Consider the following 14562-nt stretch of genomic DNA (forward strand, 5'->3'; position numbering starts at 1 on the left):
CCAGGCGCTCGAGGGTGCCGATGTCGTGGAAGCGTTGATCGGTCTCGTGCGCAAGGAGCGAGCGGTTGCTGATCATCAGCGAGAACAGGGTGCCCAGGAAGATCGGCGGAACACCGACGCGGAAACCGGGTTCGTGCACCTGCGGTCGCGCTACTACGACCCGGCCACCGCGTTGTTCCTCACGGTCGACCCGCTCTCGGGGTGCATCCTTGAATGGGACTCCCAGCACGGTGCTGTCGAGAAGTACTCGAAGAACGGCAGGAACCATCTCGGCGAGCTCGACCCCGACACCGGGGAACAGACGAAGGACGGCGATCCGACCAGGCGAGTGGAGAAGCAGATGTGGGCGGTCACCGGTTACGGCCGAGATGAAAGCCTGGTGTTCGAACAGGATCTCGCCGGGCTCGGCGAGGACGAGCTGGCGCGTCTGCTCGGCGGCGATCCCGGCGAGTACCAGGGCGGTGACGTCGCCATCTCCGCCGAGGGCCGGGAGCTGCTGGCGGACAGGCACGGAATCCGGTTCGAGCCGGACGTCGAGTATTTTCTCAGCTACTTCCGGGACTATCCCGGGCAAGTGGTGCGTCAGGCAGGAGACGACGGCAGGCAATGAGGGTGCGGGCGAGCCTCCACAGTGGACTGTTCGAAGCCGCTTGAGCTGATTCGTCGACCACCGGGACGACCGAGGAGGGCAGCCGCGAGATGACCGGCGCCGGACGCGCTCGGCGTCTTCGGACTGCCAGCCTTCCCGGGCGATGAAAGCGGCGAGCTGCTCGGCCGCGTCGCGCGCTCCGATGAGCGGGGAGAGCGCTCACCGTGCAGCGGGGAACCCGGCACATCGGTCGTGCACCCATGCCCATGTTCAGCACCCGTGGCGCTCACCGCTCAGCCGTCCGGCGGCTGGCCCCGGGACGGGCCGAGTCACCACCATCAATCAGAGGCCCGGTGCCGGCGACACACCGCTGGGCGGTCGATGCTGCCGGTTTCGGTGGTCGCTGCGGGTGCCCTCGGTCACTTTGCATGGCCTTCGTCACGGCGAGGCGACGTTGGCGCTGGCGGCGGGGGTCGGCATCAAGGTGATCCAGCACATGCTCCGGCACTCGTCGATCAAGGTCACGATGGACCTTTACCCGAACGTCGGGAAGGAAGTCCTGGACGATGCGGCCGGCAAGTTGGCGGGTGCGATCCCGCGAAAGCCGCTCGCCGACACTCTCGGGCTCCCGAACGACCACAGTGGACTGTGCGCAAGCGGACGAGGAAGTTCCGGATACCACAAAACCCCAGGCCGAAGAGAATCAGACCTGGGGTGGTGGGGGTGCGCCATCAGGGACTCGAACCCCGAACCCGCTGGTTAAGAGCCAGCTGCTCTGCCAATTGAGCTAATGGCGCCGGTGTCTGCCGGAGGTTTCCCTCGGCGACGTGGAAAACATTAGCACCCGGTTCCGAGGCCTGTTTCAGGGGGGTCCCGTTGGCGAGTTCCGGCGTTGCCGCCCCGGTGTCGGGGCTGGTCGGGCACACTGTAGTCGGACATCGACGGCGAAACAGGCAGGTGGACATGACGCGTGTGGGGGTGCGGCTGCTGGTGGCCGCGGGGGTGGTCGGCATCACGGTGGCCGGCTGCAGCAGTAGTCCTTCGGGTGAATCTCCGAAGGAGACGCCGTCCTCGAGTGCGCCCACGCCCGCGCTGAAGGCCGCCGTGCTCACGTTGAGCCCTGCGAAGGATGCCAAGGACGTCGCGCCCGGCGAACCCGTGAGCGTCGCCGTTGCCGACGGGAAGGTCGGCGATGTGCGGCTGACCGGGGCCGACGGCAAGGTCGTCGCCGGGAAGGCGCGCGCCGACGGCTCGGGGTGGGACTCCGCCGAGCCGCTCGGCTACAACAAGGCCTACAAGCTGACCGCCACCGCGACCGGCTCCGACGGCAAGCCCGTCAGCGCCGAGTCGAGCTTCAGCACCGTCAAGCCCGCGCGGCAGCTCGGCGTCTCGGTGAACCTCGACCAGGGCGAGACCGTCGGCGTCGGAATGCCGCTGATCTTCACCTTCAGCGGGAACGTCGCCGACAAGGCCGCCGCCGAGAAGGCGCTGAAGGTCACCGCCGAGCCGGCCACCGAGGGCGCCTTCCGCTGGTCCGGCGACAAGCAGGTGACCTGGCGGCCGAAGGACTACTGGAAGAGCGGCACCAAGATCACGGTCGACGCCGCCGTCTACGGCAAGGCGCTCGGCAAGGGCAGCTACGGCCGCGAGGACAAGAAGATCACCGGCACCATCGGCGACAAGCTCGTCGCGGTCGCCGACGGCCAGACGCACCAGATGACCGTCTCGATCAACGACAAGGAGGTCAAGACCATGCCGACCTCCATGGGCAAGCCGGGCCACAACACCCCGGCCGGCACCTACACCGTCATGAGCGAGCACACCGGCTACACGATGAACTCCGCCACCTACGGCGTCCCCGAGGACGCTCCCGGCGGCTACAGCACCTTCGTCCAGTACGCGATCCGCCTGTCCTACAGCGGCATCTTCTACCACTCCGCACCGTGGTCGGTGCGGCAGCAGGGCCACAGCAACGTCAGCCACGGCTGCCTCAACCTGTCCACCGAGAACACGAAGTGGCTGATGGACACGTCCAGGAAGGGCGACGTCGTCACCGTGCGGAACAGCGGTGGCCCGAAGCTCGAGCCGACCGACGGCTGGAGCGTCTGGCAGCTGTCCTGGGACGAGTGGAAGACGGCCGCGAACTAGCGGTCGTCGTACTCCGCGCGGGCCGCCGCGATGAGCGGGAGGTGCTCGATGCTCCACTCGAGCAGCGGCGCGGTGGCTTCGCGCAGCGTCCGGCCCATCGACGTCAGCTCGTAGCTGACGTGCGGCGGCATGACGGCGTGGACCGTGCGGGTCAGGATCCCGTCACGCTCGAGGTCGCGCAGGGTCACCGTGAGCATGCGCTGGCTGATGCCGTCGATCGAGCGCTTGAGCTCGGTGAAGCGCCGCGGCCCGTCCTTGAGCATCCGCACGACCAGCAGCGCCCACTTGTCGCCGACGATCCCGAGCACTCCGCGGGCCTCGCACGGGTCCTCCATGGTTACCTCCTGGGAACCGGGGCACGGAAAAGTGCCGTATTGCCCGGTGCGCGTCGAGTGGATCACGATGGTTCCGGTTACCGAATGGTACCGAGGAACTATCGAGAACCGAGGCACGCATGTCAACATTCCTGCTGGTCCACGGCGCTTGGCACAGCGGCCGGAGCTGGGACCGCGTGGTCCCGCGCCTGGAATCCGCCGGCCACCGCGTGCTCGCGCCGTCGCTGACCGGCTACGGCGACCAGGCCCACCTGCTGAGCCCGGAGGTCGGGCTCGGCACGCACATCGACGACGTCGTCAGCCTCCTCCAGGACGAGCGTGACGTCGTGCTCGTCGGGCACAGTTACGCCGGGATGGTCATCTCCGGAGCCGCCGACCGGCTCCCCGACCGGATCGCGCGTCTGGTGTTCCTCGACGCGATGGTCCCCGAAGACGGCGAGACCGCGGCCGACGTCATCCCCCTCACCAAGCAGCTGATCGACGACGCGGTCGACGGCTGGCGGGTGCCGCCGATGGGCCTGTTCGGCGTCACCGACCCCGACGACGTCGCCTGGCTGCGCTCGATGCTGTCCGACCAGCCGGTGCGGTGCCTGACCGAGCCCGTGCACCTGGGCAACCCGGCGGCGAAGGCGATCCCGCGCACGCACATCCACTGCGTCGGCGGGGAGCCGACGGGCATCACCCGGCGTCCCGTTCCGGCGGGCGAGCCGGTGCGGGAGCTGCCGACCGGCCATGACTGCATGATCACCATGCCCGCCGAGCTGACCGAACTGCTGCTCGAGACGGCTTAGGCCGTCGACCTGCGCACCAGTTCCCGCGCCTCCTCTTCGGTCGCCACCGCGGGCCCCGAGCCCCAGAGCGGCTTGTTCGCCGTCTCCCGGCTGAAGTAGACGGCGACGGCGCCGACCGCACCGGCGGCCATGAGGTACCACGCGGGCCAGAAGTCGTAGCCGGTGGACGAGATCAGCGCCTGCATCACCAGCGGTGTCGTTCCGCCGAAGAGCGACACGGAGATGTTGAACGCGATGGACAGCGCGCCGTAGCGGATCGCGGTCGGGAACAGTGCCGGCAGCGCCGCGGGCATCGAGACCTCGAAGCAGAGCAGCAGCAGGCCGAGGCCCATGAGCCCGAGGAACGTCAGCACCAGGCCGCCGTCGTGCACCAGCAGCATCAACGGCCAGGAGAGCACGAAGAAGCCGACGCAACCGGCCATCATCACGGGCTTGCGGCCGACCTTGTCGGTGATCCGGCCGCCGACCAGGATGATCAGCATCATCACGACCATGACGACGATGATCAGCAGCAGGCCGTGGGTGGCGTCGAGGTGCAGCTGCTCGGACAGGTACGTCGGCATGTACGACAGCAACATGTAGTCGGTGACGTTGAACACGAGCACCAGGCCGACGCAGATGAGCAGCGCGGGCCAGTATTCGGTGAACATCTTCCAGAACGGCTCGCCGGAGCGGCCGCGCTTCTCGGCCTCTTCGGCGTGCTTCTGGAACGCCGGCGTCTCTTCGAGCTTGAGGCGCATGTAGAGGCCGATGATGCCGAGCGGGCCGGCGACCAGGAACGGGACGCGCCAGCCCCAGTCGAGCAGTGTCTCGTGCGGGACCCAGGCCTTCATGCCGGTGACGACGGACGCGCCGAGCACGTACCCGGACAGCGTCCCGAACTCCAGCCAGGAGCCCATGAAGCCACGGCGTTTGTCGGGCGAGTACTCGGCGATGAAGGTCGTCGCGCCGCCGTACTCCCCGCCGGTGGAGAACCCCTGCACCATCCGGGCGACCACGAGCAGGATCGGCGACCAGACACCGATGGAGGAGTAGGACGGGATCAGCCCGATGCACAGGGTCCCGATGGCCATCATGATCATGGTGACGGCGAGGACCTTCTGCCGTCCGATCCGGTCGCCGAGGGGCCCGAAGACGAGCCCGCCGAGCGGCCGCATGAGGAAGGCGGCGGTGAAGGCCCCGAAGGTCCCGATCAGCCGGACGCCGGGGGAGACCGTCGGCGGGAAGAAGACCTCGGCGATGGTGTCGGCGATGTAGGCGTAGACGCCGAAGTCGAACCACTCCATCGCGTTGCCGAGGGCGGCCGCCCCCACCGCCCGTTTGAGCAGCGATCGATCGACGACGGTGATGTCCTCGTACCGCAGCTTCTTCTTCCGCCTGATCTTCGGTCCTGAACGTGCCACCACTCCACGGTGCACCGCCGACCGGCCGCGCGCACGCTGGGCCATCCGGTCGTGAGGGTTGCCACCAATAGCGCAACCGGCTCCGGCGACGGGGGTCCGGGGGTATCCCCCGGCGGGGGCGTGGGGGTTCGACCCCCACAAAAAGGCGAAACCCCGACAGGGGGAAGGGCTGCAAGGCCCTGACCATGCCGGGGTGATGGGGTGAGCGACGGGTTTCGAACCCGCGACCTCCTGGACCACAACCAGGTGCTCTACCAGCTGAGCTACGCCCACCATCAGCAAGGGAACCGCGTGCGATCACCTTGATGGGAGTAATCGTAGCGGGTGCCCTTGCGGGTGTTGCAGGGGGTTACCTCTGCTGCACCTCGGCGGCGGCCGCTTTGGCTTCGTCGCTGGTCGGGCCCGGTTGGGGGACGAAGGCCACGCGCCGGTAGTAGTCGAGTTCGCCGATGGATTCCTTGATGTCGGCGAGCGCCCGGTGCGCGAGACCCTTCTCCGGCTTGGCGTAGTAGATCCGCGGGTACCAGCGGCGGACGAGCTCCTTGACGGAGGACACGTCGACCAGGCGGTAGTGGAGGTAGGCGTCGAGCTCCGGCATGTCGCGCGAGATGAAGCCGCGGTCGGTGGCGATCGAGTTGCCGGCGAGCGGCGCGGTGCCCGCTTCGGGGACGTGCTCGCGGATGTACTCGAGGACGCGGCTTTCGGCCTCTTCGAGCGTGACGGTGGAGGCGCGGACCTCTTCGGTGAGGCCGGAGTGGGCGTGCATCTCGCGGACGACGTCGGGCATCCCGGCGAGTTTTTCCTCGTCGGCGTGAATGACGATGTCGACTCCGTCGCCGAGCACGTTCAGCTCCGCGTCGGTGACGAGTGCGGCGATTTCGATCAACGCTTCCTTGCCGAGGTCGAGCCCCGTCATTTCGCAGTCGATCCAGACTAGGCGGTCGGTCACCTGGTGACCCTAACCCGACACGGGGATGAGAGGGGCGTTACCTGCGCGTACGGCGCGTTACGCTCGCGGTGTGGTGCAGGACACACGATCGGGGAGCAGCGAGTGACGGAGCAGGGGTCGCCGGCGAGCGAGATCGCCGCCGGTTATGCGAGTGAGGGTGCCGCGCTGGAGCTGGGCGCGGTGGTGATCGACGGCAAGACGGACGCCGCGGCCGCGGTGCGCCTGCCGCTGGCGACGCTGAACCGGCACGGCCTGGTCGCGGGGGCGACGGGGACGGGCAAGACGAAGACGCTGCAGCTGATCGCGGAGCAACTGTCGGCGGCCGGGGTGCCGGTGGTGCTCGCGGACGTGAAGGGCGACCTGTCCGGGCTGGCCGCGGCCGGCGAGGCGAACGACAAGGTCGGCAAGCGCTCGCAGGAGCTGGGTGACGACTGGGCGGGCACGGCCTACCCGGTGCAGTTCCTGTCGCTGGGCACGGGCGGGAAGGGCTCGCCGATCCGGGCGACGATCACGAGCTTCGGGCCGGTGCTGCTGTCGAAGGTGCTCGGGCTCAACGAGACGCAGGAGTCCACGCTCGGGCTGATCTTCCACTGGGCCGACCAGCGCGGCCTGGCGCTGCTGGACACCAAGGACCTCCGGTCGGTGATCACGCACCTGACCAGCGACGAGGGCAAGGCGGACCTCAAGGGCATCGGCGGGGTGTCGGCCGCGACAGCCGGGGTGATCCTGCGCGCGCTGTCGAACCTGGAGGCCCAGGGCGGCGAGGACTTCTTCGGCGAGCCGGAGCTGGACGTCCACGACCTGATGCGCGACCGCGACGGCAAGGGCGTCGTCACGCTGCTGGAGCTGGACAACCTCCAGGCGAAGCCGGCGCTGTTCTCGACGTTCCTCATGTGGCTGCTGGCCGAGCTGTTCGAGGAGCTGCCCGAAGAGGGCGATCTCGACCAGCCGAAGCTCGTGTTCTTCTTCGACGAGGCGCACCTGCTCTTCAACGACGCGTCGAAGGCGTTCCTCGAGCGCATCGAGCAGACCGTGAAGCTGATCCGGTCGAAGGGCGTCGGCGTGTTCTTCTGCACGCAGCTGCCCACCGACATCCCGAACAACGTCCTTTCGCAGCTGGGCGCGCGGATCCAGCACGCGCTGCGGGCGTTCACGCCGGACGACCAGGCGGCGCTGGCCAAGACGGTCAAGACCTACCCGAAGACGAAGTTCTACGAGCTCGACACGGCGTTGACGTCGCTGGGCATCGGCGAGGCGATCGTCACGGTGCTGTCGGAGCGGGGCGCGCCGACGCCGGTGGCGTGGACGCGGCTGCGGGCGCCGCGGTCGAAGATGGGTTCGATCGGTCCGGAAGCCGTCGCCGCCGCGGTCGCTTCGTCGGACCTGCACGCGAAGTACGCCGAGACGATCGACCGTGAGTCGGCGTACGAGAAGCTGGCCGCGAAGATCCCTCCAGCCGCCCCCGCGCCGGAGACCGATGCGCCTCCGCCGGCTCCTGCTCCGGAAAAAGAGAAGGACGAGCCCGGCCTCATCGCGTCGGCGATGAAGAACCCGGCCGTGAAGTCATTCATGCGGTCCGCCGCGAGCGCGCTGGGCCGGGAGATCACGCGCGGACTGTTCGGCAACCGGAAGCGATGAGGAATACCTGACGCGTTCTGTCAGGTATGGCTGCGATGCTCGGCTCACCTTCGAGACAGGGGAAACCAGCCATGACCAGCACTGCCACCGCGTCGTTCGTCCTCGATGAGTGGGCGCCGCAGGCGACCGACGAGGCCGCGGGCACGGAGTTCGCCCGGGTGGCGATCGCCAAGACGTTCACCGGAGCGGTCGAAGGGACCAGCACCGTCGAAATGCTGACGGCGTCCAACGCGACTTCGCGCGCGTACGTCGGCTTCGAGCGTCTCACCGTCTCGGTCGACGGCCGCAAGGGCGCCTTCGTCCTGCACCACTCGGCGGACGAGTCCGGCCTGACGCTGAAGATCGTCACCGGCTCGGGCTCGGGTGAGCTGACCGGGATCTCCGGCACGGCGGACATCGAGATGGACGCCGAGCGGAACCACACCTTCACGCTCACCTACGAGCTGTAGACAGCGCGAAGGCCGTTTCGAGAGCCCCCGATTGACTCTCGAAACGGCCTTCGCCGTTCCCCGCTCCCCGAAAGCGGGTGGGACGGACCGCCCCGACCACGGCCCGTCCGCGTCCTAGTTGTTCACGATCTGGTCGACGATCTTCTTGGCGTCGTTGATCGGGATGGCGAAGCCGATCCCGACGCTGCCGGCCGAGCCGTTGGCCGAGGCCGTCGGGCTGTAGAGGGCCGAGTTGATGCCGATGACGTTGCCCTGGGCGTCGACCAGCGCGCCGCCGGAGTTGCCCTGGTTGATCGAGGCGTCCGTCTGGATCGCGGTGTAGCTCGGCGCGTTCTCGGACTGGTTCGAGGTCCGGCTGAAGGGCGACTGCTGTTGCTGCTGGCCCTGGCCGATGTCGGACAGGTTCCGGTTGAGCGCGCTGACGATGCCGGTCGTGACGGTGTTCTGCAGCCCGCCCGGTGAGCCGATCGCCACGACCTCCTGGCCGACGACGAGCTTGCTCGAGTCGCCCAGCGACGCCGCCGTCAACCCGCTGGCGTTCTGCGCCTGGACCACCGCGATGTCCGCCTTGGTGTCCGCGCCGACCACGTTCGCCTGGTACTTCTTGCCGTCGGACGTCGTGATCACGACGTTCTGGGCGCCGTCGACGACGTGCGCGTTGGTCAGGATCCGGCCGTCCGAGGTGAGGATGACGCCGGAGCCGATGGCCTCGCCCTGCCCGGTGGTGACGTTGATCTGGACCACGCTCGGCGTGACCTTCGCCGCGACGCCGCTGACGTCGCCGGAGGTCGAGTTCGAGACCGTCTGCCCGTTCGCGGCCGGCGTGGTCACCGACGTCGTCGCGCCGTCCGCCGAGTTCGTGGTGAGCCCGACGATCGCGGCGCCGCCGACGCCGCCGACCAGCGCGGCACCGAGGGCGGTCGCGCTGACGATCATCGCGACGCGGCCGCCCTTGCGCGGCTTGGTCTTCACCGCCGTCGGCGCCTGCTGCTGGGTGAACAGAGGGTTCGGCGCGGCCTGGTGCTGGTAGCCGTACTGCGGCTGCTGCTGCGCGTACGGCCCGTACTGCTGGGTGCTGTGGTGCGGCTGGTGCCCACCGGGTGAGGCGGGGCCGGGCCGACTCTCGTTCTCGGTCATGGGACCAGATTCGCGCCTGTGCTTGTGAACAACCTGTGGAAATACCTCAGGCTTTGCTGAGAAGAATCAGCTGAGAAAACTCAGCAAATCCTCAGGCGTCAGGCGAAGAACGACGGCACGTCCAGTGCGCCTCCCGCGACCTCGAACTCGTCGTGGACGGCTTTCCGCAGCTCGGCGTCCCCCAGGTAGTCGGCGGCGGTCAGGGCCAGGCCCAGTGCGCCGTCGCGGACACCCGCGTCGCCCGTCTCCGAACCGGCCGCGGCCGCGAACTCCTTGGTGTGCAAGGCGACCGTCGGGCCCGAGACCGCGAGCATGGGGTGCAGCGCGGGCATCCGGTACGACAGGTTGCCCAGGTCCGTCGATCCCGTGAGCGACTCGGGGACGATGCCCGGCGGCAGCGGCTTGCGGCCGGTGCCCACCTGGTTGGCCGTCCACCGGCCGGCGAGCGCGGTGTTGAACCGGATCGGCAGGTAGGCGGCCTGGGCGTCCCAGGTCAGCTCGACACCGCAGCCGGTCATCGCCGCCGCGCCTTCCGCGATCGACGTCATGCGCGCGGCGAGGTCGCGCAGCGTGTCGGGGGACTGGGAACGGAGGTAGAACAGCAGTGCGGCCCGTTCCGGGATGACGTTCGGCCGGGCGCCGCCGTCGGTGAAGATGCCGTGGACGCGGTCGCTCTGCGGGAGTTGCTGGCGCAGCGCCGAGACGCCCTGGTAGGCCGCGACGGCGGCGTCGAGCGCGTTGCGGCCCATGAACGGCTGGGCGCTCGCGTGGGCGCCGACGCCGTGGAAGACCATCTCCAGCTGACGCCGCCCGAGGAACGGGTGCAGCGCGATGTCGTGGCTGAACGGGTGCAGCATGATCACCGCGTCGACGTCGTCGAACACGCCGGCGCGGGCGAGGATCTCCTTGCCGCCACCGCCTTCCTCGGCCGGGGTGCCGATCAGGCTGACCCGGCCGCCGAGCCGCTCGGCGACGGTCGCGGCGCCGAGGAAGCCGCCCGCGGCGGTCGTGCAGATGACGTTGTGACCGCACGCGTGGCCGAGACCGGGGAGCGCGTCGTACTCGGCGAGGACGGCGATGTGCGGGCCATCCTGTTCGGGCGTGCTGACGCGCAACGCGGTGTCGAGGCCGCCGACTCCGACGGTCGCCTCGTGGCCGTGGCGGTTCAGGAGGTCCGCCAGGGCCCGCACCGAACGGTGCTCGGCGAACCCCTCCTCGGGGTGGGCGTGCAGATCTTGGCTCAACGCCACCAGATCGGGTGAACTGCGCTCGACGGCGGCGGTCACCTCGGCCCGCGTCGCCTCGTCCGCGCCGGGGTGCGGCGAGGACAGCGGTTCGGCGGCCGCGACGGCGTCGGCGGTCGCCTCGACCAGGGAACGCAGGTAGCTGTCGTCGGGCGGGACGGGCTCGTGGTGGGTCATGGGGCGATGCTAACCGCAGACTCCGACAATCCGCGGTGCTCAGCTCAGCCGGCCCGCCACGATCTGCGTGACGCCGGCGTACCGCTCGGTGATCCCGGCGAAGCCGCGGGCGCGCAGGCTCGCGGCGATCTCGCCGCGGTCGAACATCCGCTGCCCGCTCAGGATCCCGCCGACGGACTCCGCGACTCGCGCGGGTTGCCAGCCACGCCGGGCGCTCGTGAGCAGCACGATCCGGCCGCCGGGCCGCAGTACGCGCGCGAAGGAGTCCAACGCGGTTTCGGGCTCGGCGAACATGTGGAGGGCGGCGAAGCAGCAGATACCGTCCACAGTGGACGCTTTCAGTGGGAGGTGCACAGCGTCCGCGCGCAGGTAGGCGACGGAGGTCGGTCCGCCCTCGGCGACGGCTTTGGCGAGCATGGTGCGCGCGCCGTCGAGGCCGATGGCGAGCCCGCCCGGGCCGACGGCCGCGCCGAACGCGCGCGTGAACCGGCCGGTGCCGCAGGCGACGTCGAGCGCGGTGTCACCGGGTTTCAGGTCGAGGAGCTTGGTCGCGAGCTTGATTTCGCCCGCCATGCTCGGTCCGAGGGGTCCTTTGAGCGCGCGGCCGAGCGCGGGGCGCCAGTACCGCTCGTAGACCCGCGGGAGGAGGGTGGTGCGCATCAGGCGCTGGGTGAGACCGGTCGGCGGGCCCGCCTGGCGGACGGCGCCCAGCAGGTCGAGGTAGCCGTCTTCGGTCTTCGCGGGCGTCTCGAGCAGGTCTTCGAGGCGTTCGGTGGCGGTCTTCGTGCGCATTGCTCTCCTCTCGGATACCGGCAGTATGTCAAATCTGGGCCACTCGAACGAGTGAAGAATCCGCGGGCTCAGGCGTTCGAGCCCGGAATTGTCGGTGCCGCTGCCTAGCGTCGCAGGCAAGACCCCGATCCGAGGAGGACAGATGACGATTTCCCTGCTGGGCAGTGAGATCACGGTGCACGGCGAGTTCGACCTGGCGGCGGCGGCCCGGTTCCTGACCGGGTTCGCGCCCGCCGGCCGGCCGGAAGCGGAGCCCGGCGCACTCCGGGTGGCGTTCCCGCTCGACGGCGAGTGGACACCGGTGGGAGCGGTCCTGCGCCAGAGATCGCCCGGCGAGGTCGCGGTGGAGGTCCACGGCCCGCCCGCACAGGCGGACGCGGTGCTGGCGCAGGTGCGGAGGATGTGTTCGCTGGACGTCGACGGCGCCGGGTTCGAGGAGGTCGGCGCCCGCGACCCGGTGGTCTCCCTGGCGCAGGGGATGCATCCGGGATTGCGGCCGGTCTTGTTCGCGTCCCCGTACGAGGCGGCGTGCTGGGCGGTGCTGAGCCACCGGATCTGGATGACCCAGGCGGTCCGGCTGCGCCGCCGCCTCGCCGAGCGCCACGGAACGGAGGTCGACGTCGGCGGTACCGTGCTGACGACGTTCCCGGCGCCGGCGGTGCTGGCGAAGCTGGAGTACCTGCCGGGCTTGTCGGGCCCGAAGATGCAGCGCCTGCGAGCAATAGCCGAGGCGGCGGCGGACGGCCTGCTCGACGCGGCGACGTTGCGGGCGATGCCGGCGGACGAAGCGCTGAAACAGCTGCAGCTGTTGCCGGGGATAGGCCGCTTCAGCGCGGAGCTGATCCTGATCCGCGGCGCCGGCCACCCGGACGTGTTCCCCCGAGCGGAGACCCGCCTCCACGAGATCATGCGCGACGCGTACCACCTCCCGGAGGCGGGAGTGGAGGAGCTGACGGAGATCGCCGAGGCGTGGGCCCCGTTCCGGAGCTGGGTGTCGTTCCTGTTCCGAGTGGAAGGCGAGGCCCGGATGAGGGAGTCCCGATGACCTGACCAGCCGTGTTCTCGCTCGCCCGCTCACCGGTTCCGGCCCCGATCACGCGAGTTCCGGTTTCAAGCACGCGAGTTCCGGCCCCGATCACGCGAGTTCCGGTTTCACGCACGCGAGTTCCGGCCCCGCTCACGTGAGTTCCGGCTTCAGCCGCACCAGCAGGTTCCGCACGGACGCCGCGCCGCCGGCCATGCCGGCCCGCGTCGGCGGGCCGTTGCGCGGGCTGCGGCCTCGCCGCTGCGGCAGGGGTCGTTCCGGCTCACCTCGTCGGAAGCCGAGTTCCGCGGCGGTGTGGCCAGCCGGTCGCCCGTGCCGAGCGCCACGTCAGTCCGTTCACCGTGAGCCCGGAAGCGGTGTCCCGCCCACACCACGACGAAAGGAGAACATATCGACCCAATATCGCGGAGCCGCCGAAACCCGCAGCGGTGTCGATCGCGCGGTTCAGGCACCGGCGAGAGAAGTCCGTCGCGCGCAGCGCCGAGTTCAGCAGACCCGGGTGCAGCCCGAACTCGCTCGCCGCGGTGTCCTCGGGCAGCGCGGGTCGGAGGTCCCTCACCGGCTCGATTTCCGGCGAGCAGCGTCGGCGGCGGCCGCTTCGGGTGGGGTGCTCGTGGGCGGGTCGCTCGACCGGCCCGCGCGGGGTGTAGCTGCTCGCGAGCCGACCGCGCGAGTGTCGAGCCGTCAGAGCTTTGCCTGCTGCGGCTCAGCTCGTCCGCCCTGCTTGGCCAGCGCCGAGCGGTGGCCCGGAACTGGAACTCGGGCCAAGCGCTCAGGCCTCGATGTCGCGGTCTGCGTCGGTGCGGCTGCAGCCGCACCGATCGTGCGAGCCCGGCGCCGGCGTCCTCGCTCGAAGCCGGTGCGCCACTCCGCGGCGGACGAGCGCGAACAAGCAGCGCGAGCCGCCTGTCCCGGGCCCGGCGCCGCCGATGCCCCACCCGCACCCACCCCCGCGACCACACTCGCCGAGAAAAGAGACCGCATCGACCCAATACCGGAGCCGCCGAAAGCCACAGCACTGGGGACTCACCGTAGCCAGATATCGCCTGTGGTGAGGTGTCCGGGTGAGCTCGCCCGTTCAACTCGCGCTCGGCGACCCGGCCGGTACCGGAACCGGTGCTGCCCTCCGCGCGGCTGCCGCCACTCCGTCGCTGCTCGAACAGGCCCAGACCCTGGCCGTGATCACCCTGGTCGCCGGTGGGGTGGCGCTGCTGGTCGTGCTGGTCGGGGGCAGCCCGTGGCGGCTGGCGCGCAACGGCGTCACCATCGTGCACGAGGCCGGGCACGCCCTGGCCGCCGTGCTGGTCGGGCGGCGGCTACAGGGGATCAAGCTGCACTCGGACACCTCGGGCGTCACCGTCTCGCGCGGCAAGCCCGAGGGGCCGGGCATGGCCTTCACCGCGATGGCCGGTTACCTGGCGCCGTCGGTGCTCGGGCTGCTGTTCGCCAGCCTGCTGGATGCCGACCTGGTCGGCACGGTCCTCGTGCTGATCGCGCTGCTGCTGCTCGGCGTGCTGGTGATGGTCCGCAACGCCTACGGGGTGTTCACCGTCGTCGCGAGCGCCTCGGTACTGGCGCTGGTCGCGTTCGTCGCGCCGGTCGAGGTGCAGGCTCCGTTCGGCTACCTCGTGACGTGGTTCCTGCTGTTCGGTGGCGTGCGGCCGGTGGTCGAGCTGCAGGTGAAGCGGCGGCGGGGCCGCGCCCGCGACTCCGACGCCGACCAGCTTGGTCGCCTCACCGCGGTGCCGCCGGTGCTGTGGGTGCTGGTCTTCGCCGTGGCGACGGTCAGCTGCCTCATCGCCGGCGGGCTGTGGCTGCTGGAGCCCGTGGCCGCCTGACCGCGCGGCAGCCGGGCGGGTGACGGC

General features: G+C 69.9%; 13 protein-coding genes and 2 tRNA genes. 7 read left to right on the forward strand and 8 right to left on the reverse strand.

Features of this window, described 5'->3' with window-relative positions:
• Positions 1 to 25 precede the first annotated feature (25 nt).
• A complete protein-coding gene (locus AA23TX_RS49535; RefSeq protein WP_230862376.1) occupies positions 26 to 610 on the forward strand; it encodes a colicin E3/pyocin S6 family cytotoxin in 585 nt (194 codons plus the stop codon).
• 703 nt (positions 611 to 1313) lie between these two features.
• Here AA23TX_RS49535 and AA23TX_RS06665 read toward each other — a convergent pair.
• Positions 1314 to 1386 (reverse strand) — tRNA-Lys (locus tag AA23TX_RS06665).
• A 166-nt stretch (positions 1387 to 1552) separates the two neighbouring features.
• On the opposite strand from AA23TX_RS06665, the gene AA23TX_RS06670 reads away from it, so the two are divergent.
• Positions 1553 to 2737 carry a L,D-transpeptidase gene (locus AA23TX_RS06670; protein ID WP_196425205.1) on the forward strand — a complete coding sequence of 395 codons (1185 nt, stop codon included), beginning with the start codon at positions 1553 to 1555 and terminating at the stop codon, positions 2735 to 2737.
• On the opposite strand, the gene AA23TX_RS06675 is transcribed toward AA23TX_RS06670, so the two are convergent.
• Positions 2734 to 3072, reverse strand: coding sequence for a winged helix-turn-helix transcriptional regulator (locus AA23TX_RS06675; protein ID WP_155541692.1), 339 nt, complete (start codon positions 3070 to 3072; stop codon positions 2734 to 2736). The genes AA23TX_RS06670 and AA23TX_RS06675 overlap by 4 nt on opposite strands.
• Positions 3073 to 3191: 119 nt before the next feature.
• Between AA23TX_RS06675 and AA23TX_RS06680 the strand changes: the two genes are divergently transcribed.
• Positions 3192 to 3863 carry an alpha/beta fold hydrolase gene (locus AA23TX_RS06680; protein WP_155541693.1) on the forward strand — a complete coding sequence of 224 codons (672 nt, stop codon included), beginning with the start codon at positions 3192 to 3194 and terminating at the stop codon, positions 3861 to 3863.
• Here the strand turns inward: AA23TX_RS06680 and proP are convergent.
• From proP to orn, 3 genes are all read right to left on the reverse strand, one after another.
• Entirely contained in the window at positions 3860 to 5311 is a 1452-nt protein-coding gene (gene proP, locus AA23TX_RS06685; protein ID WP_155541694.1) for a glycine betaine/L-proline transporter ProP, read from the reverse strand. The genes AA23TX_RS06680 and proP overlap by 4 nt on opposite strands.
• A 152-nt stretch (positions 5312 to 5463) precedes the next feature.
• Positions 5464 to 5539, reverse strand: a tRNA-His gene (locus tag AA23TX_RS06690).
• Positions 5540 to 5615: 76 nt separating this feature from the next.
• Positions 5616 to 6215, reverse strand: a complete 600-nt coding sequence (gene orn, locus AA23TX_RS06695; protein ID WP_155541695.1) for an oligoribonuclease — start codon at positions 6213 to 6215, stop codon at positions 5616 to 5618.
• Between the two features lie 102 nt (positions 6216 to 6317).
• Here orn and AA23TX_RS06700 point away from each other — a divergent pair, with 102 nt between their 5' ends.
• Positions 6318 to 7853, forward strand: a complete 1536-nt coding sequence (locus AA23TX_RS06700) for a helicase HerA-like domain-containing protein (RefSeq protein WP_155541696.1) — start codon at positions 6318 to 6320, stop codon at positions 7851 to 7853.
• A 71-nt stretch (positions 7854 to 7924) separates the two neighbouring features.
• Positions 7925 to 8302 carry a DUF3224 domain-containing protein gene (locus AA23TX_RS06705; protein WP_155541697.1) on the forward strand — a complete coding sequence of 126 codons (378 nt, stop codon included), beginning with the start codon at positions 7925 to 7927 and terminating at the stop codon, positions 8300 to 8302.
• Between the two features lie 114 nt (positions 8303 to 8416).
• Here AA23TX_RS06705 and AA23TX_RS06710 read toward each other — a convergent pair whose 3' ends face one another.
• The 3 genes from AA23TX_RS06710 to AA23TX_RS06720 form a co-directional block, all read right to left on the reverse strand.
• Entirely contained in the window at positions 8417 to 9439 is a 1023-nt protein-coding gene (locus AA23TX_RS06710) for a S1C family serine protease (protein WP_155541698.1), read from the reverse strand.
• Between the two features lie 98 nt (positions 9440 to 9537).
• Positions 9538 to 10860, reverse strand: a complete 1323-nt coding sequence (locus tag AA23TX_RS06715) for a M20 family metallopeptidase (RefSeq protein WP_155541699.1) — start codon at positions 10858 to 10860, stop codon at positions 9538 to 9540.
• A gap of 39 nt (positions 10861 to 10899) precedes the next feature.
• On the reverse strand, positions 10900 to 11652 hold the full coding sequence (locus AA23TX_RS06720; RefSeq protein ID WP_155541700.1) for a class I SAM-dependent methyltransferase: 753 nt from the start codon (positions 11650 to 11652) through the stop codon (positions 10900 to 10902).
• A 142-nt stretch (positions 11653 to 11794) separates the two neighbouring features.
• Here AA23TX_RS06720 and AA23TX_RS06725 point away from each other — a divergent pair, with 142 nt between their 5' ends.
• Both AA23TX_RS06725 and AA23TX_RS06730 read left to right on the forward strand, forming a co-directional pair.
• On the forward strand, positions 11795 to 12697 hold the full coding sequence (locus tag AA23TX_RS06725; RefSeq protein WP_155541701.1) for a DNA-3-methyladenine glycosylase family protein: 903 nt from the start codon (positions 11795 to 11797) through the stop codon (positions 12695 to 12697).
• A 1064-nt stretch (positions 12698 to 13761) separates the two neighbouring features.
• Entirely contained in the window at positions 13762 to 14535 is a 774-nt protein-coding gene (locus AA23TX_RS06730) for a M50 family metallopeptidase (protein WP_155541702.1), read from the forward strand.
• The last annotated feature ends 27 nt before the right edge of the window (positions 14536 to 14562 follow it).

It is taken from the genome of Amycolatopsis camponoti (assembly GCF_902497555.1).
In the GTDB taxonomy this organism is placed as follows: domain Bacteria; phylum Actinomycetota; class Actinomycetes; order Mycobacteriales; family Pseudonocardiaceae; genus Amycolatopsis; species Amycolatopsis camponoti.